This window comes from Stenotrophomonas sp. BIGb0135 (assembly GCF_024810105.1).
Taxonomy (GTDB): domain Bacteria; phylum Pseudomonadota; class Gammaproteobacteria; order Xanthomonadales; family Xanthomonadaceae; genus Stenotrophomonas; species Stenotrophomonas maltophilia_AB.
Genome location: NZ_JANUDX010000018.1, coordinates 1 through 20805, shown reverse-complemented (window position 1 = coordinate 20805; position 20805 = coordinate 1). Strand labels below are relative to the sequence as shown.

17 protein-coding genes and 2 riboswitches are annotated in these 20805 nt (G+C 69.1%); of the genes, 10 read left to right on the top strand and 7 right to left on the bottom strand.

Going from position 1 to position 20805, the window contains the following annotated elements; translation table 11 throughout:
- From M2421_RS20825 to M2421_RS20810, 4 genes are all read right to left on the bottom strand, one after another.
- Nucleotides 1-2171: efflux RND transporter permease subunit (locus M2421_RS20825; RefSeq protein WP_259210311.1), on the bottom strand; the 2171-nt coding region annotated here is incomplete at its 3' end.
- Nucleotides 2168-5275, bottom strand: coding sequence for an MdtB/MuxB family multidrug efflux RND transporter permease subunit (locus M2421_RS20820; RefSeq protein ID WP_259210309.1), 3108 nt, complete (start codon nt 5273-5275; stop codon nt 2168-2170). The genes M2421_RS20820 and M2421_RS20825, both read right to left, overlap by 4 nt.
- The gene (locus M2421_RS20815; protein WP_259210306.1) at nt 5272-6426 is read right to left on the bottom strand and encodes an MdtA/MuxA family multidrug efflux RND transporter periplasmic adaptor subunit; all 1155 of its coding nucleotides are present in this window, start codon (nt 6424-6426) and stop codon (nt 5272-5274) included. The genes M2421_RS20820 and M2421_RS20815 overlap by 4 nt, the downstream gene beginning before the upstream one ends.
- Nucleotides 6427-6643: 217 nt before the next feature.
- Complete coding sequence (locus M2421_RS20810) at nt 6644-7261, bottom strand: trimeric intracellular cation channel family protein (protein ID WP_259210304.1); 618 nt, start codon at nt 7259-7261, stop codon at nt 6644-6646.
- Between the two features lie 92 nt (nt 7262-7353).
- Nucleotides 7354-7445, bottom strand: a riboswitch (glycine riboswitch).
- Nucleotides 7446-7453: 8 nt separating this feature from the next.
- Nucleotides 7454-7548, bottom strand: a riboswitch (glycine riboswitch).
- A 44-nt stretch (nt 7549-7592) separates the two neighbouring features.
- Between M2421_RS20810 and M2421_RS20805 the strand changes: the two genes are divergently transcribed.
- From M2421_RS20805 to M2421_RS20790, 4 genes are all read left to right on the top strand, one after another.
- Nucleotides 7593-7865, top strand: a complete 273-nt coding sequence (locus M2421_RS20805) for a GIY-YIG nuclease family protein (RefSeq protein ID WP_259210302.1) — start codon at nt 7593-7595, stop codon at nt 7863-7865.
- Nucleotides 7866-7933: 68 nt separating this feature from the next.
- Nucleotides 7934-8413 carry a hypothetical protein gene (locus tag M2421_RS20800; protein WP_259210300.1) on the top strand — a complete coding sequence of 160 codons (480 nt, stop codon included), beginning with the start codon at nt 7934-7936 and terminating at the stop codon, nt 8411-8413.
- Between the two features lie 31 nt (nt 8414-8444).
- Nucleotides 8445-8918: a nuclear transport factor 2 family protein gene (locus M2421_RS20795; protein ID WP_259210298.1), complete on the top strand. Its 474-nt coding sequence runs from the start codon at nt 8445-8447 to the stop codon at nt 8916-8918.
- A gap of 2 nt (nt 8919-8920) precedes the next feature.
- The gene (locus M2421_RS20790) at nt 8921-9382 is read left to right on the top strand and encodes a hypothetical protein (protein ID WP_259210296.1); all 462 of its coding nucleotides are present in this window, start codon (nt 8921-8923) and stop codon (nt 9380-9382) included.
- Between the two features lie 42 nt (nt 9383-9424).
- Here the strand turns inward: M2421_RS20790 and M2421_RS20785 are convergent, their stop codons facing one another.
- Nucleotides 9425-10714, bottom strand: a complete 1290-nt coding sequence (locus M2421_RS20785) for an NAD(P)/FAD-dependent oxidoreductase (protein WP_259210295.1) — start codon at nt 10712-10714, stop codon at nt 9425-9427.
- 162 nt (nt 10715-10876) lie between these two features.
- On the opposite strand from M2421_RS20785, the gene M2421_RS20780 reads away from it, so the two are divergent.
- Entirely contained in the window at nt 10877-11638 is a 762-nt protein-coding gene (locus tag M2421_RS20780; RefSeq protein ID WP_259210292.1) for an NYN domain-containing protein, read from the top strand.
- Between the two features lie 51 nt (nt 11639-11689).
- Here the strand turns inward: M2421_RS20780 and M2421_RS20775 are convergent, their stop codons facing one another.
- Nucleotides 11690-11878 (bottom strand): hypothetical protein, encoded by a 189-nt coding sequence (locus tag M2421_RS20775; protein ID WP_259210290.1) that lies wholly within the window; start codon nt 11876-11878, stop codon nt 11690-11692.
- Between the two features lie 99 nt (nt 11879-11977).
- On the opposite strand from M2421_RS20775, the gene M2421_RS20770 reads away from it, so the two are divergent.
- Nucleotides 11978-12598 (top strand): glutathione S-transferase, encoded by a 621-nt coding sequence (locus M2421_RS20770; RefSeq protein ID WP_259210288.1) that lies wholly within the window; start codon nt 11978-11980, stop codon nt 12596-12598.
- Between the two features lie 69 nt (nt 12599-12667).
- Here the strand turns inward: M2421_RS20770 and M2421_RS20765 are convergent, their stop codons facing one another.
- Entirely contained in the window at nt 12668-14899 is a 2232-nt protein-coding gene (locus tag M2421_RS20765) for a primosomal protein N' (RefSeq protein WP_259210287.1), read from the bottom strand.
- A gap of 437 nt (nt 14900-15336) precedes the next feature.
- Here M2421_RS20765 and M2421_RS20760 point away from each other — a divergent pair, with 437 nt between their 5' ends.
- From M2421_RS20760 to sppA, 4 genes are all read left to right on the top strand, one after another.
- Complete coding sequence (locus tag M2421_RS20760; RefSeq protein WP_259210286.1) at nt 15337-16338, top strand: hypothetical protein; 1002 nt, start codon at nt 15337-15339, stop codon at nt 16336-16338.
- The gene (locus M2421_RS20755; RefSeq protein WP_259210285.1) at nt 16331-16906 is read left to right on the top strand and encodes a DUF3106 domain-containing protein; all 576 of its coding nucleotides are present in this window, start codon (nt 16331-16333) and stop codon (nt 16904-16906) included. The genes M2421_RS20760 and M2421_RS20755 overlap by 8 nt, the downstream gene beginning before the upstream one ends.
- 146 nt (nt 16907-17052) lie before the next feature.
- Nucleotides 17053-18423: an MATE family efflux transporter gene (locus M2421_RS20750; RefSeq protein WP_259210283.1), complete on the top strand. Its 1371-nt coding sequence runs from the start codon at nt 17053-17055 to the stop codon at nt 18421-18423.
- An 85-nt stretch (nt 18424-18508) separates the two neighbouring features.
- Complete coding sequence (gene sppA, locus M2421_RS20745; RefSeq protein WP_259210281.1) at nt 18509-20413, top strand: signal peptide peptidase SppA; 1905 nt, start codon at nt 18509-18511, stop codon at nt 20411-20413.
- Nucleotides 20414-20805 lie beyond the last annotated feature (392 nt).

The window sequence follows — 20805 nt, the reverse complement described above, 5'->3', positions numbered from 1 at the left end:
ACACCCAGCCGGGCGGCGGCGTCGCGGTCGATGTCCAGCACCACCTGGCGCATGCCCTCGTCGCCCTTGGATTCCACGTCCACCAGTTCGGGCAGGGCACGCAGCGCGTCGGCCACCTTGGGCGCCCATTGCCGTAGGGGCTCCAGCTCGCCGGACAGCAGCTGGAACTCGTACTGGCCACTGTCGCCGCTGCCCTCCAGCTTGATGTCCTGGTCCACCCACAGGAACATGCCACCGCCCGGGATCTTCGGCATGTTGGCGCGCAGGCGGTCGATCACCTGCTGGCTGGAGACCTTACGCTCGGCCAGTGGCTTCATCTTGATCATGATGAAGGCGTTGTTGACCCCGCTGCGCCCGCCGATGTAGCCGATGATGTCGCTGATTGCCGGGTCGGCCAGCAGCAGCGTGCGGTAGGCATCGATCTTGGGTTGCATCACCTGGAACGACAGCCCGTCGTCGCCGCGCGCGAAACCACGCAGCTGCGCGGTGTCCTGCTTGGGCACGATGCCCTTGGGCACCTGTTGGAACAGCCACACGTTCATCCCGATCACCGCGCCGAACAGCAGCAGCGGAACGGCCAGCCAGCGCAGCATCTTCTGCAGGCTGGCCACGTAGCCGCCCCGCAGTCGCTCGAACAACGCCGTGCCGCCCCGCTGCAGCACGTTGCCGGTGCCCGGGCGCTCACGCCCGAGCAGGCGCGCGCACAGCATCGGGGTCAGGCTCAGCGAAACCAGCAGCGACACGCCCATCGCCGCCACCAGGGTCAGCGAGAATTCGCGGAACAGCTTCTCCACGAAGTCGTCCAGGAACAGGATCGACACGAACACCACCGCCAGTGCGATGTTCATCGACAACAGCGTGGCGCCCACCTCACCGGCACCGCGCAGGGCGGCGTCCATCGGCGAGGCGCCCTCTTCGCGATGGCGGGCGATGTTCTCCAGCACCACGATGGCATCGTCGACCACCAGCACCGCGGCCACGATCAGCGCCATCAGCGACAGCGTGTTGAGCGAGAAGCCGAGCAGCGCGATCACCGCCAGTGCGCCCAGCAACGACACCGGAATGGCCAGGGTGGGCACCAGCGCCGCGCGCCAGTGGCCGAGGAAGGCCAGCACCACCAGCACTACCAGGGCGATGGCCAGCAGCAGGGTCAGTTCGGCCTCGTGCAGGGTGGCGCGGATGACCGGCGAGCGGTCCATCACTACCTGCATGTCGACGCTGGCGGGCAGCAGCGCCTGCAACGTGTCCATCTGCGCGTGGATGGCGTCGACGGTTTCGATGATGTTGGCGTCGGGCTGGCGGCTGACGATCAGCAGCACCGCCGGGCGCTGGTTGTGGAAGCCGCTGGCATAGCGGTCCTCCACGCCCTCGCTGACCTGGGCCACGTCGCGCAGGTGCACCGGGCGGCCCTCGCGCATGGCGATGATCAGGTCGCGGTACTCGGCGGCCGTGCGCAGCTGCAGGCTGGCCTCCAGCTGCCATTGCCGGCCCTGGCTGGCCACGTTGCCCAGCGGCTTGAGCGCGTTGGCGGTGCGGATGGCCGCGGCGACGTCATCGAGTGCGATGCGCTGCTGGTTGAGCGCATTGGGGTCCAGCGACACGCGCACCGCCGGCAGCGAACTGCCGCCGACCTGCACTTCGCCCACGCCCGGAATCTGTGCCAGCTTCTGCGCGATCACCGTGGAGGCCACGTCGAAGATCTGCCCGGGCGAGAGACTGTCCGAGCTCAGTGCCAGTGCCAGGATCGGTGCCTGCGAAGGATTGACCTTGTTGTACTGGGGCATGCCCGGCATACCGCTGGGCAGCTGCGCGCGGGCGGCGTTGATCGCCGCCTGTACGTCGCGCGCGGCGCTGTCCACGTCGCGGCCCAGTTCGAACTGCAGCTCGATCTGGGTCGAGCCCTGGGTGCTGGCCGAGTCGATCCGGCTCAACCCCGGTATCGTGCCCAGCGCGCGTTCCAGCGGCGTGGCCACGTTGGCCGCCATCGATTCGGGGCTGGCCCCGGGCAGGCTGGCGCTGACGTTGATGGCCGGGTAGTCCACCTGCGGCAGCGGTGCCACCGGCAGCAGCCGCAGGCCCAGCAGGCCGGCCAGCACCACCGCCACCGACAGCAGCAGGGTCGCCACCGGGTGCCGCACGAACCAGCCGATCGCGCGCGCCAGCGGGCTCACGCGTGGGCCTCGGCCGCATCGCCCGCACCTTCGGCGGGGCGCCGGCGGAAGCGGTCGAAGAACAGGTAGATCACCGGCGTGGTGAACAGGGTGAGCACCTGGCTGACGATCAGCCCGCCCACCATCACCACGCCCAGCGGCTGGCGCAGCTCCGCACCGGAGCCGCTGGCGAACATCAGCGGGATCGCGCCGAACAGCGCGGCCAACGTGGTCATCAGGATCGGACGGAAGCGCAGCAGCGCAGCCTGGTGGATCGCCTGGCGTGGGGCCAGGCCGAACTCGCGCTCGGCCTCCAGCGCGAAGTCGATCATCATGATCGCGTTCTTCTTCACCAGCCCGATCAGCAGCACGATGCCGATCACCGCGATCAGGTCCAGGCTGCGCCCGCTCAGCAGCAGCGCCAGCAGGGCGCCGACCGTGGCCGAGGGCAGGGTGGAGAGGATGGTGATGGGGTGGATGAAGCTCTCATACAGCACGCCCAGCACCAGGTACATCACCACCACCGCGGCCAGCACCAGCCACAGCGTGCTCGACAGCGAGGCGCGGAAGGCGTCGGCCGCGCCCTGCAGGCGCAGCTCCACGCCGGTGGGCAGGCCGATCGCTGCACGCGCGCCTTCAATGGCCTGCACCGCCTCGCCCAGCGACGCACCGCGTGCCAGGTTGAACGAGAACGTCACCGCCGGGAACTGGCCCACGTGGTTGATCAACAGGTGCGCCGGGCGCTGCTCGATGCGCGCGATGCCATTCAACGGCACCTGCTTGCCATCCGGCCCGGCCACGTGCAGGCGCGCGATGGCGTCCGGCCCGAAGGCCACGTCCGGGCGCGCTTCCAGCACCACGCGGTACTGGTTGGCCTGGGTGAAGATGGTGGAGATCTGGCGCTGGCCGAACGCGTCGTACAGCGCATCGGCGACCGCGTCCACCTGGATGCCCAGGCGTGCGGCGGCGACCCGGTCGATCAGCACGTGCGCCTGCAGGCCCTGGTCCTGCAGGTCGCTGGCCACGTCGGCCAGGGCCGCGGACTGCTGCAGGTGGGCCAGCAACCGGGGCGTCCACTGCGCAAGCTGGTCGCTGTCGGGGCTGGTCAGGGTGAACTGGTACTGGGTGCGGCTGATGCGGTCCTCGATGCCCAGTTCCTGCACGGGTTGCAGGTACAGCCTGATGCCCGGCACGCGCGCCACGCGCTGCTGCAGCCGCGCGATGATCGCCTGCGCGTCGCTGCTGCGCTGCGCATGCGGTTTCAATTCGATCAGCAACCGGCCGCTGTTGAGCGTGGCGTTGTTGCCGTCCACGCCGATGAACGAGGACAGGCTGGCCACGTCCTCATCCCCCAGCAACGCATCGGCCAACGCCTGCTGGCGCTGCGCCATGGCCTGGAACGAGATCGACTGCGGCGCCTCGCTGATGCCCTGGATCAAGCCGGCGTCCTGCACCGGGAAGAACCCCTTGGGCACCCACACGTACAGCGCCGCGGTGAGCAGCAGCGTGGCCACGGTGGCACCCAGCATCAGCGGCTGGCGCTGCAGCACCCACTGCAGCTGGCGGTCGTAGATCGCCACCACGCGGTCGAACGGGTCGCCCTGCTGCGCCGATTCCTGGCCGTCGGCATCACGGCGGGTGGCATGCCCGGCCTTGAGCAGTCGCGCGCACATCATCGGCGTCAGCGTCAGCGAGACCAGCAGCGAGATGCCGATCGCTACTGCCAGGGTGATCGCGAACTCGTGGAACAGCTTGCCCACCACGTCGGCCATGAACAGCAGCGGGATCAGCACCGCGATCAGCGACAGGGTCAGCGAGATCAATGTGAAGCCGATCTGGCGGGCGCCTTTCAGCGCGGCCTGCATCGGCGTGGCGCCGCGCTCGATGTGGCGGGCGATGTTTTCCAGCATCACGATCGCATCGTCCACCACGAAACCGGTGGCGATGGTCAGCGCCATCAGCGTGAGGTTGTTGAGCGAGAACCCGGCCAGCAGCATCACCCCGAAGGTGCCCACCAGCGACAGCGGCACCGCGATGCTGGGAATGATGGTGGCCGGCAGGTTGCGCAGGAACACGAAGGTGACCATCACCACCAGCGCGATGGCGATCAGCAGCTCGTGCTGCACCCCGCGGATCGAGGCGCGGATGGATTCGGTGCGATCGCTCAGCACCGCCACGTCCACGCCCTTGGGCAGCGAGGCCTGCAGCTGCGGGAGCAATGCACGCACCTGGTCCACCACCGCGATCACGTTGGCCCCGGGCTGGCGCTGGATGTTGATCAGGACCGCGGGCGTGGTGCCCGACCACGCGGCCAGCTGGCGGTTTTCCGCGCCGTCTTCAATCGTGGCCACATCGCCCAGCCGCAGCGGCGCGCCGTCCTTGTAGGCCAGGATCAGCGCCTGGTATTCGGCCACCGAACGCATCTGATCGTTGGCATCGAGCATGATCGCGCGGGTGGGGCCGTCGAAGCTGCCCTTGGGCATGTTGACGTTGGCCGCCCCGATCGCGGTGCGGATGCTGGCCATGCTCAGCCCGTTGGCGGCCAGCGCCGACGGGTTCACCTGGATGCGTACTGCCGGGCGCTGCCCGCCGGCCAGGCTGACCAGGCCCACGCCCGGCAGCTGCGACAGGCGCTGGGCCATGCGCGTGTCCACCAGGTCGTGCACCTGCGGCAGCGACAGCCCCTGCGAGGTCACCGCCAGGGTCAGGATCGGGGTATCGGCCGGGTTGACCTTGCGGTACACCGGCGGCACCGGCAGGTCGTCGGGCAGGAAGCTGTCGGCGGCGTTGATGGCCGCCTGTACTTCCTGCTCGGCCACGCCGAGCGCGACCTTCAGCGAGAACTGCAGGGTGATCACCGAGGCGCCGCCCGAGCTGGTGGAGGACATCTGCTTCAGCCCGGGAATCTGCCCGAGCTGGCGCTCCAGCGGCGCGGTCACCGCGCTGGTGGTTACCCCCGGGCTGGCGCCGGGGTACAGCGTGGTGACCTGGATGATCGGGTAGTCCACCTGCGGCAGCGCCGCCACCGGCAGCAGCCGGTAGGCCATCGCGCCGGACAGCAGCAGGGCCACCATCAGCAGCGTGGTGGCCACCGGGCGCTCGATGAAGACGCGCGACAGGTTCATGCGCCGGTCCGCGGCGGATCCTGGCTGACCACCTCCACCTTGGCGCCTTCGCGCAGGCCGTCGATGCCTTCCACCACCACCCGCTCGCCGGCCTTGAGGCCGTCGCGTACCGACACGCGCTCGCCATCGGCCGGGCCCAGCACCACGTTGCGCAGGTGCGAGGTGTTGTCCGGGGCAATCACGTACACATAGCTGCCCTTGCTACCGAACTGCACGGCGGCATTGGGGATCACCACCGCATCGCTGCTGCTGACCTGCAGACGGATGTTGACGAACTGGTTGGGGAACAGCGCCTCGTCGGCGTTGGCGAACTGCGCGCGCAGCTTCAGCGTGCCGGTGGCGGTATCGATGCGGTTGTCCAGGCTGGCGAGCACGCCGTCGCCCAGCGCCGTGCGCTCCTCGCGGTCCCAGGCTTCCACGGTGAGGTCGGGCGTGGCGCGCACGGCCGCCACCACGGCCGGCAGGTCCGGCTCGGGCACGGTGAACAGCACGCTGATCGGCGTGGTCTGGGTGATGGTGGCCAACGGTTCGCTGTCGCTGCTGCGCACCAGGTTGCCCACGTCCACGTTGCGCAGGCCCATGCGCCCGGCCACCGGCGCGGTGATGCGGGTGTACTGCAGCTGCAGGCGGGCTTCATCCACCGCGGCCTGGTCGGTCTGGCGCCGGCCCTGCAGCTGGCGCACCTTGCTCTGCTGGTCGCTCAGGGCCTGCGCGGAGACGAAGTGCCTGGCCTGCAGTTCGCTGTACCGGTTGAGCTGGGTCTGCGCGTTGTCCAGTTCGGCCAGGTTCTGCTGCTGGGTGCCCAGCGCGCGCGCCAGCGCCACCTGGTACGGGCGCGGGTCGATCTCGGCAATCAGGTCGCCGGCCTTGACGTGTTCACCCTCGCGGAAGGACAGCCGCAGCAGCTCGCCATCCACGCGACTGCGCAGGCTCACCGTGTGCAACGGGGTGACCGTGCCCAGTGCCTTCAGGCGCACCACCAGGTCGTCGCGCACCACCTTGGCCACGCGCACCGGGGTGGCGTTGGCGGCAGGCGCGGGATCGGCGGCGGGGGCGGGCGACAGGGCCCGCCAGGCGATCACGGCGGCGGCCAGCACGGCCAGGACCAACAGCGGTTTCAACAGACGGCGGCGCGGCGGCGAAGCAGACATGGGCATCCTGCGCGCCCGCCCAACAGCCGGCGCGTCCATGGTGTACCGGCCCGTGGGGGCAGGTGAGGCGAAATGGGGGTTGTCTGGCGGGGCCGCTGGTCGAATGCCGCAGCGTGGCTGGATGCCGTCCCGGGAGGGGCGGGGGCGCCATGGTACCGCGAGAGGCCCGTTGCGTTCACATGACCTTGGTCATGGAAGAGTGCATTGAACGTTCCGTTCAATGCACCTCGTCGCGGTACACGAACTTCGGCATTTCCCACTTGAAGTGGATCGCCAGCAGGCGCAGCAGGAAGCCACCGCCCAGGCACCACAGCGTGGCCGCGTTGAGCGATACGCCCAGCTCCAGCAGGCCCAGGTACGCCGCACCGGTGAACAGCGTGATCACCGCATACAGTTCCTTCTGGAAGATCAGCGGCACCTCATTGCACAGCACATCGCGCAGCACGCCGCCGAAGGCGCCGGTCAACATGCCCGCGATCAGCACGATCGGCGCGGCGTGGCCGGCATCGCGCGCCACCGCACAGCCGATCAGGGTGAAACAGATCAGCCCCAGTCCATCCAATACCAGGAACGTGCGGCGGAAGTGGTGCATCCAGCGCGCCACCCAGGTGGCGATCAAGGCCGCGCAGATGGTGAACCCCAGGTACTCCGGGTGCTTCACCCAGCCCAGCGGGTAGTGGCCCAGCACGATGTCGCGCAGCGAGCCTCCGCCCAGTGCGGTGACGCAGGCGATGATGACCACGCCGAACAGGTCCATGCGTCGGCGCCCGGCGGAGAGCGCGCCGGTCATGGCTTCGGCGGAGATGGCGACGAGGTAGATCAGGGAGAGCAGCATGGGAGAGCATCCGGACGCGTCAGGCGGGGGACGGCAACACGCACCCGGCACGCCAGCGCAGGGCACTGTCGTGGGGTGGGGGAAACCGTTGCCGCTCCCGCTGTCCTTTTGCCTGAGAGTTCAGTGGCCAAGGCCACGTGCCCCTTCGGCGGGTCATTGAAGACCTCTCTCCAGATCGGCGTACTGGATGCATGGTTGGTGGCGTATCGAACCACCGGCCTGAGCGATTATGGGAGCCTGCGCCTTCGGCGGGTGCCAGCGTGGCACCTCTCTCCTGCATCCGGGGCGGATTCTAGCAGCCAGCGGCCGCGCCCCGGTGGATAATCCCGGTATGCCCGCTGAACCCGCCCCCTGGTACGTCTACCTGCTGGAATGCCGCAATGGCAGCTACTACGCCGGCATCAGCAACGACGTGGACGCGCGCTTCCAGGCCCACCTGGCCGGCAAGGGGGCCCGGTACACGCGCGCCAACCCGCCGCTGAAGCTGCTGGCCATGCGCGCCTATCCGGACCGGGCGGCCGCCTCCCGGGCCGAATGGCAGCTCAAGCGCCAGCCACGCGCGCGCAAACTGGCCTGGTTGCAGGCGGCAGACACCTCGTCCTGAGATTACGTCGGTACTGGTTGGGGGCTGCGAGGTAGGCCACAATCGGCCACCACGCGGAGGGAACCGGGATGTTCGATCTCCATCGCAGACGGCTTGTCTGGCTGCGCGCGGCCATGTCCCGCCCACCGGCCCTGCGCCGGTCGCCGGGCCGGGACGACGCGCCACCCGCAGCGACGGCGGCGTACTCGCCAGCGCTGCGCCACGGTGAGAGCGGCACCGCCGACGCATTCCGCGCCAGGCTCGCCGCCGATGCCGTGGAGCGCGCGCGCATTCGCCTCGATCCGACCCACGTGCCAGTCGAACTCCGGGGCATCATGCCGCTGGCCGAGTACTGGGGCATCTGCGACGACGCCATCCGCGAAGGGATGCAGGACGCGGAAAGCCAGGCGAGCAAGGAGGCGATGGCCGAGGCGGTGAACCCGCACAACGCGACGATTACCGCCTGGCTGGACCGCCGGCCGATGGGCGGGCTGATGAGCGACGAAGCCGCCGCCTTCACCTACCTGCAGCTGGGCCTGACCGAACTGGCGCTGTTCCGCGAGGAATGAGCTGCTCCACCTACCCGAGGGACACCCTGCGATGACCCCGCTTGCCCTGCTGCTCGCCGTTGCCGGCGCTACGAACCCTGCCGCCCCCGTCATCGATCCGGGCACGCGTGCCGCGATTGAAGCCACCTGCCTGGACTACGTGGACGGCCAGCTCGAGGGTGACCCGGCCCGCGTGGCGCGCTCGCTGCACCCGGACCTGGCCAAGCGCGCGATCCTCGGCGATACCCCGGATGAGCGCCTCGGCCTGCGCCGGATGTCGAAGGAGGAGCTGGTTGAACTCACCCGGCAGGGCGCGTTGAAAACCCCCAAGGACCAGTGGAACCGCCGCTGCACGCTGCTCGACGTTACCGGCAACGCCGCCTCGGTGCGGCTGGAAACGCCGTGGTTCGTGGACTACTTCCACATGGGCCGGTTCGGCGAGCGCTGGGTCATCGTCAATGCGCTGTGGTACAGCAAGCCCAAGGCCGGCAGTCCTTCCTTATCATCAACCGAGGCGTCCGAATGAACGTGACAACTTCTGCAGCGCTGACGCTTGTCAGCATTCTTGCCGCAGGGAGCGCTGCTGCGGCACAAGTATCCCTGCCCGCAGACCTGGCCTTCCAGAGAGCTTCCGAGCTCCTGGTCGAGATGGGAGCGTTGCCCACTTTCAGGGACAAGGACCTGCTGGTGATCAGGACCGATCCCATCCAGGTCAAACTCGCACCAGATCAGGCGGACTGCGGAAAAATGTTCGGCATCCCCTATCTGAAGGACAAACGCACCAAAACCGCAGCAACCTATCAGATCAATATCCGACCTATCGATTCCACTGCATCTGACGTATTGGTAAAGGTCACATTAGAGGGATACATGGATGTGAACGAAGGTGCTCCGTTTTTCATCGAAAAAACGCGTGACAAGAACAAGGTGCTCACCTGTCACTCCAACGGATGGTTGGAATCCAATTTCTACGCTGCCATGCAGCGTTGATGCGACTGGGAAAGGTCATGCGGCACGTCGTCGAACGTGGGTTCAAGGCGGCCCAGGCTTCACTCTCCGGTCCTCCCGGTCATCCCCGAAAATGATCCGCGCACTGCGCTGGTAGCTCCAATACGCCACCGCCCAGTTGAGCAGCACCACGATGCGGTTGCGGAAACCGATCAGGAAGAACACGTGCGCGGCCAGCCAGAACCACCAGGCCAGCACGCCGGACAGCTGCAGCTTGCCCAGGTGCACGATGGCCGCCATGCGCCCGATCGTGGCCAGGTTGCCGAAATCCTGGTACTTGAACGGGCCCGGCGCGGGTTTGTTTTCCAGCCGCGCACGGATGATCGCGGCCACGTGCTTGCCCATCTGCTTGGCGGCCGGGGCCACCCCCGGCACCGGCTTGCCGTCGGCCTGGTTGAGCGCGGCCAGGTCACCGGCGACGAAGACGTCCGGGTAGCCCTCCAGGGTCAGGTCCGGCTGCACCGGCACGCGGCCGGCGCGGTCCAGCGGCACCTCCAGCGTGCGTGCCAACGGCGAGGCCGCGACACCGGCGGCCCACACCACGGTGCGCGCCGGAACGAACTGGTTGCCCAGCTGGAAGCCGTCGCCGTTGATGTCGCTGACCGGCGTGCCGGTGAGCACTTCCACGCCCAGCTTTTCCAGCTGGCGGCGTGCCTTCAGCGAGAGCACTTCCGGGAAGGTGGACAGCACGCGGGGGCCGGCTTCCACCAGGCGCACCTTGGCGCTGGCCGGGTCGATATGGCGGAACTCGTTGCGCAGGGTGTGGCGGGCGATCTCGGCCAGGGTGCCGGCCAGTTCCACGCCGGTGGGGCCACCCCCCACCACGGCGAAGCTCAGCCATGCCGCCTTGCGTGCCGGGTCCGGTTCGGCTTCGGCGCGCTCGAAGGCCAGCAGCAGTTTGCGGCGCAGCGCGATCGCATCGTCCAGGGTCTTCAGGCCGGGCGCATCGGCGGCCCATTCGTCGTGGCCGAAGTAGGCGTGGGTGGCGCCGGTGCACAGCATCAAGGTGTCATAGCCAAGCTGGCTGCCGTCGGCCAGGGTGATCTGGCGGGCGTCTTTGTCGATCGACGTCACTTCGCCGAGGCGCACTTCCACGTTGCGCTGCTCGCCAAGGATGTGGCGCAGCGGTGCGGCGATATCCGGCGCGGACAGGCCGGCGGTGGCGACCTGGTACAGCAGCGGTTGGAACAGGTGGTGGTTGCGGCGATCCACCAGGGTGATGCGGACAGGCGCGTTGGCCAGGGCGCGGGTGGCCCAAAGGCCGGCGAAACCACCACCGATGATGACCAGGTGGGGCAGGGGATCGCGGGTCATGCAAGGACTCCTTGGCGGGGGCCGGCCGTCCGGCCCCATGGGTTCATGGTCGACGCGACCTATCGTCGCACGTGAAGCAGGGTATTCACGCCGATGACAGATACTGGGTTCAGGGGCCATCGCGCTTGCCGGTGGCCGTGTCCATTCGCTGTGGAGGCCGACATGACCGAACCGGAAAAGCGCATCGCCCTGTTGATCGATGCCGACAACGCACCCTCGTCCAAGATCGACGTGGTGCTGGCTGAAGTGGCCCGCTACGGCGTGGCCAACGTGCGCCGTGCCTACGGCAACTGGAAGAGCCCGCGGCTGAAAGGCTGGGAGTCGGTGCTGCACGCGTACGCGATCCGCCCCATCCAGCAGTTCGCCTACAGCCGTGGCAAGAATGCCTCGGACATGGCGATGGTGATCGATGCGATGGACATGCTCTACGCACGCAACCTGGATGGCTTTGCGATTGTCTCCAGCGATGCCGACTTCACCCCGCTGGTGATGCGCCTGCTCACCGATGGGGTCAAGGTGTACGGGTTTGGCGAGAAGAAAACCCCGGAGCCGTTCGTCAACGCCTGCTCCAAGTTCACCTACCTCGAAGCGCTGGGCCAGGGCCACGCCACCGACCCGGAGGTGGAGCAGGACAACGAGGAAACCCGCCCGCGCAAGAGTGGCCCGGAGCTGCGCAGCGACACCCGGCTGGTGCAGATGCTGCGCCGTGCGGTGACCTCGGCCGAAGCCGAGGATGGCTGGTCGCACCTGGGGCCGGTCGGCAGCCAGATCGGCAACCAGGCCTCGTTCGATTCGCGCAATTACGGGTACGGCAAGCTCAGCGAACTGCTGGCGGCGACCGGGTTGTTCGAGATGAAGAAGGACGGCAAGTCCACCTACGTGCGCGCGCTGCCCAGGAAGAGCGCCGGCAAGCCGGCCAAGTGAGGCCGGCAGGGCCCGCGGACGGGCACCGCGCGGGGTGCGGCGTGGATCCGGCTACAGCGTCCGCGCGTCGGCCTGCTGGTAGCCGTCGATGACGCCGCGACCAAAGTCCTGCAGCGTTCCGAACGCCATCAGGAGCAGCGCGGCGGCCAGCATCAGGTTGCGGTGGTTGCGGCGATAGCCCACCACCAGCAGCACCAGGCCTACGCACATCAGGCTGATTTCGAGGATCTGCGCGAACATTCCATTTCATCCATGAGGTGACGGGCACGCCGCCGATCGGCGTATCGTAGCCGCACCGCGTGGCCCGCTGCCACGCTCATTACGACAGAGATACCCACCATGCTGAAGATCTGGGGCCGCCACAATTCGAGCAACGTGCGCAAGGTGCTGTGGTGTGCCGAGGAGATCGGCGTGCCGTACGAGTCGATCCAGGTCGGCGGTGCGTTTGGCGGCACCCAGTCGCCGGACTACCGCGCGATGAATCCCAACGGGCTGGTGCCGGTGATCGAAGACCACGGCCTGCCCTTGTGGGAGTCCAACACCATCGTGCGCTATCTGTCGGCACGCTATGCGCTGGGCACGCTGTACCCGGAAGACGTGGTGGCGCGTGCGCAGTCGGAGAAGTGGATGGACTGGACCACCTCGACCTTTGCCGGCACCTTCCGCGACCTGTTCTGGGGCACGCTGCGCACGGCGCCGGCCGATCGCGACGAAGCCCGCATCGCCGCCGCGCTGGTCCGCTCGGGCGAGCTGCTGGCGATGGCCGACGAGGCGCTGTCGCGGCAGCCGTGGTTGTCCGGCGACGACTTCGCCATGGGCGACATCCCGCTGGGCGCCTTCATCTACGCGTGGTTTGAAATGCCGATCCAGCGCCCGCAGCTGCCGCACCTGGCCGCCTGGTACGAACGCCTCAAACAGCGCCCGGCCTACCAGCGCGCCGTGATGACCGCACTGACCTGAGGCAACCTGCCGAGGGCGCGGCGGTGAGGCGGCATGCGCGGGCCGCGGATTTGCAGCGAGCCCACCGCCTCAATACAGGTCCGTTGGATCCACATCCAGCGACCAGCGCACCTTGCGTGCCTGCGGCAGGCCGTGGATCTGCGGCGTGATCAGATCGAGCAGGCCATGCAACGGGCGTCGTGACGGCGCGGACAGCAGCAGCTGGGTGCGCTGGTAACCGGCGCGGCGCGGCATCGGCGCCGGCATCGGGCCATAACGCTCCACCGGCGCATCCTCGGGAATCAGGCCGCGCACCGCGCTGAGCATCGCGTTGGCGTGCTCCACCTGCTGCGCTTCGGCACGCAGCAGCGCCAGGTGCGCGAAGGGGGGGAACCCGGCGGCTTCGCGCTGCTGCAGTTCGGCCTCGGCGAAGGCGTGGTAGCCGCCGTTGACCAGGGTCTCCAGCAACGGATGCCCGGGATGGTGGGTCTGCAGCCAGACCTCGCCGGGATCGGTGGCGCGCCCGGCGCGCCCGGCCACCTGGATCAACTGCTGGGCCAGCTTTTCGCTGGCACGGAAGTCGGCCGAGAACAGCCCTTCATCGATGCCCACCACCACCACCAGGGTGAGCTTGGGCAGATCGTGGCCCTTGGCCAGGATCTGCGTGCCGACCAGGATGCCGGCACGCTCGCCGAGCGTGGCCAGCTGGGTTTCCAGTGCATCGCGGCGATGGGTGGTGCCACGGTCGATGCGGATCACCGGGTAGTCGGCGAAGGCCTGGACCAGGTGTTCTTCCAGGCGCTCGGTGCCGATGCCCTGCGGCTGCAGCGCCAGGCTGCCGCAGTCCGGGCAGGCCAGCGGCGCGGCCTGGCGGGCACCGCAGTGATGGCACTGCAGGCGGCGGCCACCGGCATGCACGGTCATCGGTGCATCGCAGCGCTGGCACGGCGCGGTCCAGCCACAGTCGTGGCACAGCAGCACCGGCGCGTAGCCGCGGCGGTTCTTGAACACCAGTACCTGGTGGCCGGCCTGCAGATGGTCGGCAATGCCCTGCAGCACCTCCGGCGACAAGCCGTCGCGCAACGGCCGCTTGCGCACGTCCAGCACCCGCACCCGCGGCGGCCGTGCGTCGCCGGCGCGTACCTTCAGGCGCAGGTGGTTGTAGCGCCCGGCCTGCGCGTTGTGCAGCGATTCCAGCGACGGCGTGGCACTGCCCAGCACCACCGGCACGTCCAGCGCCTTGGCCCGCACCAACGCGAAATCGCGTGCGTGGTAGCGGATGCCATCCTGCTGCTTGTAGCTGCCGTCGTGCTCTTCGTCGACCACGATCAGCCCGGCGTTGGGCAGCGGGGTGAACACCGCCGAGCGCGTGCCGACGATGACCTGTGCTTCGCCGCGCGAGGCCGCCGCCCACACCCGGGCGCGCTCGTTGTCGTTCAAGCCCGAATGCAGCACGTGCACCGGGATGCCCAGGCGGGTGCGGAAGCGCGACAGCGTCTGCGGGGTGAGCCCGATCTCCGGCACCAGCACCAACGCCTGGCGACCACGCGCCAGGCAGGCCACGATCGCCTGCAGGTAGACCTCGGTCTTGCCGCTGCCGGTCACCCCGTCCAGCAGGTAGGCGCCAAAGCCGGGGGCGGCGGTGATCGCGGCGATGGCGGCGGCCTGTTCGGGATTGGGCAGCGGGCCGGCGCCGGCGCGTGCCGTCGGCACCTGGTGGTCCAGTGCGACCCGCTCCACCAGCGCGCGCTTGGCCAGCGCGCGGGCGGCGGTGCGCCACCCGTCCATCTGCGTGTCCAGCACGTCCTCGTCGATCACCCCGTCGGCCAGCAGCGTGGCCAGCCGTTGCGGCCGGGTGCCGGCGCGCAGGCGGGCGCGCTGTTCCTCGCCGGCAGCGGTCAGCTGCCAGCCCCAGCGGTGGGTGTCGGGCACGGCATCGCCACGGCGCAGCGGTGCCGGCAGCGCGGTGCTGACCACCTCGCCGAGCGGGGCGTGGGTGTAGCGCGCCAGCCACTGCAGCGAGCCCCACAGTTCGCCGCCCAACAGCGGCGCGGGGTCGATCCACGCCAGCGCCGCGCGCAGGGTGCCGCCGTCGGGCACCCCCCCGATCGCCGCCACCACCCCGACCAGCTCGCGCGTGCCAAACGGCACCCGCACCCGGCGGCCGATCATGCCCGCATGCGGCGGCTCGCCCGGCGGCGGCGCGTAGTCGAACCACTGGGGCAGGGGCAGGGGCAGCGCGACCTGGATCGTCGGCGCATTCAGCAGGGGGGCGGGGCCGCCGGTAAGCGACAGCGAAGGGGCCGGATCGGAGCTGGGCATCGCAGCAGTGTAGCGGCCCGGCCACGCCCCGGCAGCGACCGGGCACACGCCCCGGACCTGAGCCGGTGAACCTAAATAGCGGCTAAATATCTGTCCTGCCGAGAGATTCAGGCTTATCCACATCTTCTGTGGATAAGTCTGTGCGCCACTCCTGATCTCCGCGCTCAGGGTCAGGGAGTTCCGACCTCTTGCTCAACTTGGTCAAAAAATAGCCATACGACAATAGTCAATAAAAACAACAACCTAACTGTGAAACAAAGCTGAAACATGCGGGTCGTGCCCCTCACCTGCCTGTATACCCGCGTTTTCATTGATGCTGTGCACAACCTGCGCCCGTTGCTGCGTCACCCTGTCCCGGATCCCTTCACACGCGGCCTACATCGGCAAGCCCGATCGATGACGCAATCGCTATCATTTCGGCACTTGATGGAGTTGCTATGACGGCTGCGACGGCCCCCGTTTCTTCTACCGCAGCCGGTGCGCTGTCGGCGTTCCTGCGTGGCGTTGAGCGCCGCGCCCTGGTGGTGGCCGAGCTGCAGTGCGGCGACCCGGCCGTGGCCGAGCAGGCCCTGGTCTCGGTGATGCGCGCCTTCGCCGGCATCGCCAGCGACGTGCCGATGGCGCAGTGGCCGGATCGCTTCTGGATCCTGCTGGCCCACCGAACCCCGATCCGGATGCCGGCCGAGGGCGGGCAGTGGTCGCCTGGCCTGGCCCACCTGCCGGCGCTGGCGCCGCCCGCCCGGCTGGCCCTGCTGCTGCGCATCGGAGGCGGCCTGGACGAAGCGGCCGCCGCGCAGATCCTGGACCTGCCCGTGGCCGACTACCAGCAGGCGCTGGCCGAGGCCTGCCCGCGGGATGCCCAGGGGCATCCGGACGCGGCCGCCTGGCGTGCCTTGGCCGAGCAGGTCCAGCAGCGCCTGCGCGACCTGCCGCTCTCGCGGCTGCAGCGCCTGCAGCAGCCGGTCGCCGCGCCCGCTGCCGCCAACGAGGCCGCGTCCTGGCGCACCCCGCACAAGGCCGACGCCACGCCTGCGCGGGCCCGCCCGCGCCGCAAGGGCGGGCGTCGCCTGCCATGGAAGGGCCTGCTGATCGTGGTGGTCACCGCCGGCGTGCTGCTCGGCGGCGCGGCCTGGTGGAAGCACGCGCGTCAGGTGGGGGAGCCGATGGCCAGCGCGCCGGACGGTGCCGTGTCCGACGCCGGACCGGTCCAGGTAGAAGAACTGCCGGCCGACGACCTGCCGGTCATCGCGCCCGCCGACCCGGCCGATGCGGCCAGCGACGCGGCAATGCTGGCCGACCCGGAGCTGGGGCTGGCCCGCGATGCCGATCTGTACGCGTGGTTCGCCGCCGGCGGCCCGGTCCCGGTCGACGAATCGCAACCGCAGCCCAGCCGCCCCGAGCCGGCCACCGCCGGCCTGGAGACCAGCACCGATGAGTAAGTCGTTCCCGTGCCTGGTCCTCGGCCTCGCGTTGGCGGCGACCGCATCCGCCGCGCCGCAAGCCCTGGACCTGCCGCCCCCTGCGCCGACCAGCGCCACGCCGGCACCGGTCACCGCCCCGGCCATCCCGGCCACGCCCGCCGCGCTGGACCCGGCGCAGTTGCGCGCGCTGCGCAGCCGCTATGCCGCGTGGCAGGCGTTGCCCGAGCCCGAACGCGCGCGCATCCGCGAGGCCGCCCGCGCCGTCGCCGCGCTGCCGCCGGCCCAGCAGCAGACCCTGCGCCAACGCTTCGCCGAACAGGACCAGCGCTTCCGCGACGGTTGGCTGCTGGGCCCGCAGCTCGGCCAGCTGTTCCCCAAGTTGCAGGGCCTGTTCGGCTACCTGCCGGCCGAACAGCGCGAACCGGCGCTGGCGATCCTGCGCCAGCTCAGCAGCGACCAGCTCGCCCAGCTGAGCCTGGTCGCCCAGCGCACCCCGCCGCAGGAACGCGACCAGGTGCGCAGCCAGTTCCTGGCGTTGGCGCCGGGCGCGCGCGATGCGTGGCTGAAGCAGAACGTCGGCCACTGACCGGCTTAGCGCCGCCGCGCATCGCGGGCAAAACCGTGCATTCACCGCCCATCGTGGGTTTTGCCCGGCCGCGCGCGTAAGATGTGCGTCCGCAACCCGGTGCCTGTGCCCTCCGCGCGCTGCCGTAGTTGCCGTCCGTGATCTCCATGTCCATTGCTTCCTCCACGCCGCGCCTCTCCCAGGAAGTGCGCGCCACCGGCCTGCTTGCCTTGCCGCTGGTCCTGGGCCATGTCTCCACCGGCCTGATTTCCTTCGTCGACAACGTCATCGCCGGCCACCACGGCACCCAGACGCTGGCTGCCGTCACCATCGGCACCGCACTGCTGTGGCTGCCGATGCTGATCCCGATCGGCACGTTGATCTCGCTCACCGCCTCGGTCTCGCAGCTGCACGGCGCCGGCCGCGAACGCGAGATCGGCCCGCTGTTCCGCCAGGCGCTGTGGTTGGCGCTCGGCCTGGGCCTGATCATGTTCGCCTTCCTCACGGTGGTGCCGCCGCTGCTGCCGGCGTTCGGCATCGCGCCGGACATCGTGCCGGGTGCGACGGCGTTCCTGCATGCGGTGCGCTGGGGCGGCCCGGCGCTCACCCTGTACTTCTGCATGCGCTACCTCAGCGAGGGCATGCACTGGACGCTGCCGACCATGCTGCTCGGCTTCGGCGGCCTGCTGGTGCTGGCGCCGCTGGGCTACATCCTCTGCTACGGCAAGCTGGGTTTCCCGGAACTGGGCGCCGAAGGCCTGGGCATCGCCTCGGCCACGATGATGTGGATCCAGGCGCTGTGCTTTGCCGGGTACCTGTTCACGACCAAGCGCTTTGCCCACCTGCACCTGTTCTCGCACTTCGAGGCGCCGCGCTGGGCCGCGATCTGGGACCTGCTGCGCACCGGCCTGCCGATCGGCATCACCGTGCTGATGGAGGGCGGGCTGTTCATCGTCACCGCGCTGCTCATCGGCCGCCTTGGCGCCACCGAGGCGGCCTCGCACCAGATCGCGATCAACGTGGCGCAGCTGTGCTTCATGATCCCGATGGGCGTGGCCGAGGCCACCACCGTGCGCGTCGGCCATGCGGTCGGCAGCGGCAACGGGCTGGGCGTACGCCGCGCGGCCATCGCCGGGCTGGTGATCATCCTGGGCACGCAGACGCTGTCGGCCCTGGTGCTGCTGTTCGGGCACGACGCCATCGTCGGGGTCTACACCGCCGACATGGGCGTGGCCGCGCTGGCCTCCACCCTGCTGCTGTATGCGGCCGCGTTCCAGTTCCCCGACGGCGTGCAGGTGCTCTCGGCCGGTGCGCTGCGCGGCCTCAAGGACACCCGCGTGCCGATGTTCATCGCCATGTTCTCGTACTGGGGCCTGGGCATGCCGCTCGGCGCCGGGCTGGGACTGGGGCTGGGCATGGGGCCGCAGGGCATGTGGCTGGGCCTGATCCTGGGCCTGACCGCCGCGGCCATCCTGATGGCCTGGCGGCTGCGCGTCAGCAGCCGCCGTGTCGGGATCAGACTGCCTTTCGCCGCTTGACGACCCCCTTACTTGTGTCCGATGCCGGCCTGGCCGGCAACGGCTATGCTGGCACCACGGCAAGAAGCCAACTGGAGTTTTCCCCATGAACCAACCCGCGCGTCGCAACCCCGTCGCCAGCTTCTTCATCGGGCTGTGGGATGTGATGAACTTTACCCGCAGGCTGATCCTCAACCTGATGTTCTTCGGCCTGCTGTTGCTGGTGTTGATCCTGTTCGTCTTCGCGATGGGCAAGAGCGCCAGTGCGGGCAAGTCGCTGCAGGACCGCACCACGCTGGTGATCGCGCCCGAAGGCCGGCTGGTCGAGCAGTACAGCGCCGATCCGGTCAGCCGTGCGCTGGCCAAGGTCGTGGGCGACAACGGTTCGGAGGAAGTGCAGCTGCGCGACCTGGTCCGCGCCATCGACGCGGCGCGCGAGGACAAGAAGATCGAGCGGGTGGTGCTGGAGCTGGACAAGCTGCAGCCCAGCGGCTTCGCCTCGATGCGTGAAGTGGCCGCCGCGCTGCAGGAACTGCGCGCCTCGGGCAAGCAGGTGGTCGCCTTCAGCGAGAACATGAGCCAGTCGCAGTACCTGCTGGCCGCGCAGGCCAACGAGGTCTACCTGGACCCGATGGGCGGCGTGGTGCTGGAAGGCCTCGGCCGTTACCGCCAGTACTTCCGTGCCGGCCTGCAGGACAAGCTGGGCGTGGACGTGCACCTGTTCAAGGTGGGCGAATACAAGTCCGCCGCCGAGCCGTACGTGCTCGACGCCGCCTCGGCGCAGGCCAAGGAAGCGGACCTGTTCTGGATGAACGATGTGTGGCAGCGCTACCTGGGCGACATCGCCAAGGCGCGCAAGCTCGACGCCGCGCAGCTGGCCGCCGGCATCGACACCATGCCCGAAGGGATCGCCGCCGCCGGTGGCGACCTGGCCAAGTTCGCCCTGCAGCAGAAGCTGGTGGACGGCCTGAAGACCCGCGAGGAAGTCGAGGACCTGCTGGCCGATCGCGGCGTGGCCGACGAGGACGCCGATGGCGGCTTCCGCAGCGTCAATCTCGATGCGTACCTGTCCGTGCTCGATACCCGTCGTTCGCCGGTGGACTCGCGTCCGCAGGTGGCGGTGATCGTGGCCGCCGGTGAAATCGCCGGTGGCGACCTGCCGGCCGGTCGCGTCGGCGGCGTGTCCACCTCGGCCCTGCTGCGCGAAGCGCGCGACGACAAGGACGTGAAGGCGGTGGTGCTGCGCGTGGATTCGCCCGGCGGTGAAGTGTTCGCCTCCGAGCAGATCCGTCGCGAAGTGGTCGCGCTGAAGGCCGCGGGCAAGCCGGTGGTGGTGTCGATGGGCGATCTGGCCGCGTCCGGTGGTTACTGGATCAGCATGAACGCCGATCGCATCTACGCCGACCCGTCGACCATCACCGGTTCGATCGGCATCTTCGGCATGATCCCGAACGTGGCGCGCTCGCTGGACAAGATCGGCGTGCACACCGACGGCGTGGGCACCACCCGCTTCGCCGGTGCGTTCGACATCACCCGCCCGATGGACCCGGCCGTGGGCCAGGTCATCCAGTCGGTGATCAACAAGGGCTACGCCGATTTCACCGGCAAGGTCGCCGATGCGCGCAACAAGCCGGTCGAGGCGGTCGATGAAGTCGCCCGCGGCCGCGTGTGGAGCGGTGCGCAGGCCAAGGAACGTGGCCTGGTCGACGAGTTCGGTGGGCTCAAGGTGGCCGTCGCCGACGCCGCCAAGCGTGCCAAGCTGGGTGACGTGGACAAGGTCCGCGTGCGCTACATCGAGAAGGGCGCCACGCCGTTCGCGCAGTTCATGAGCGGCTTCGCCGGCAGCCACGCCGGTGCATGGATGCTGGGTGAGTCGGGCATGGCCCGCCTGATGCTGGCGCGTTCGATGCCGGAGCTGGACACCCAGCTGCGCTTCGTCGAAGACGCCGCCCGCGACCCGCGCGGCAGCAGCCCGGTCAAGGCGCTGGCGTATTGCTTCTGCGGTTTCTGACGCCGGAGGCCAGCGGATCGGCATGAAAAAGCCCGGCGAAAGCCGGGTTTTTTTTTGGGCGAATCGCGTGGTCGCGTATGGACGGGCATTGGGAGCATGCGGTGCGTTGGCGCCGATGCGATGGTTTGAACCGTAGTGCCACGCCATGCGTGGCTGCGCCTGGATCCGGCATTGCGCGCAGCCACCCATGGGGTGGCTCTACGTGATCATGCGGCGCGTTGTTGCCGATGGGCCGGCATTGGGGTCATGCGGTGCGTTATTGCCGATGGGCGGGCATTGGGATCGTGCGGTGCGTTCGCGCCGATGCGATGGGATGACCCGTAGAGCCACGCCATGCGTGGCTGCGCCTGGATCCGGCACCGCGCGCAGCCACCCATGGGGTGGCTCTACGT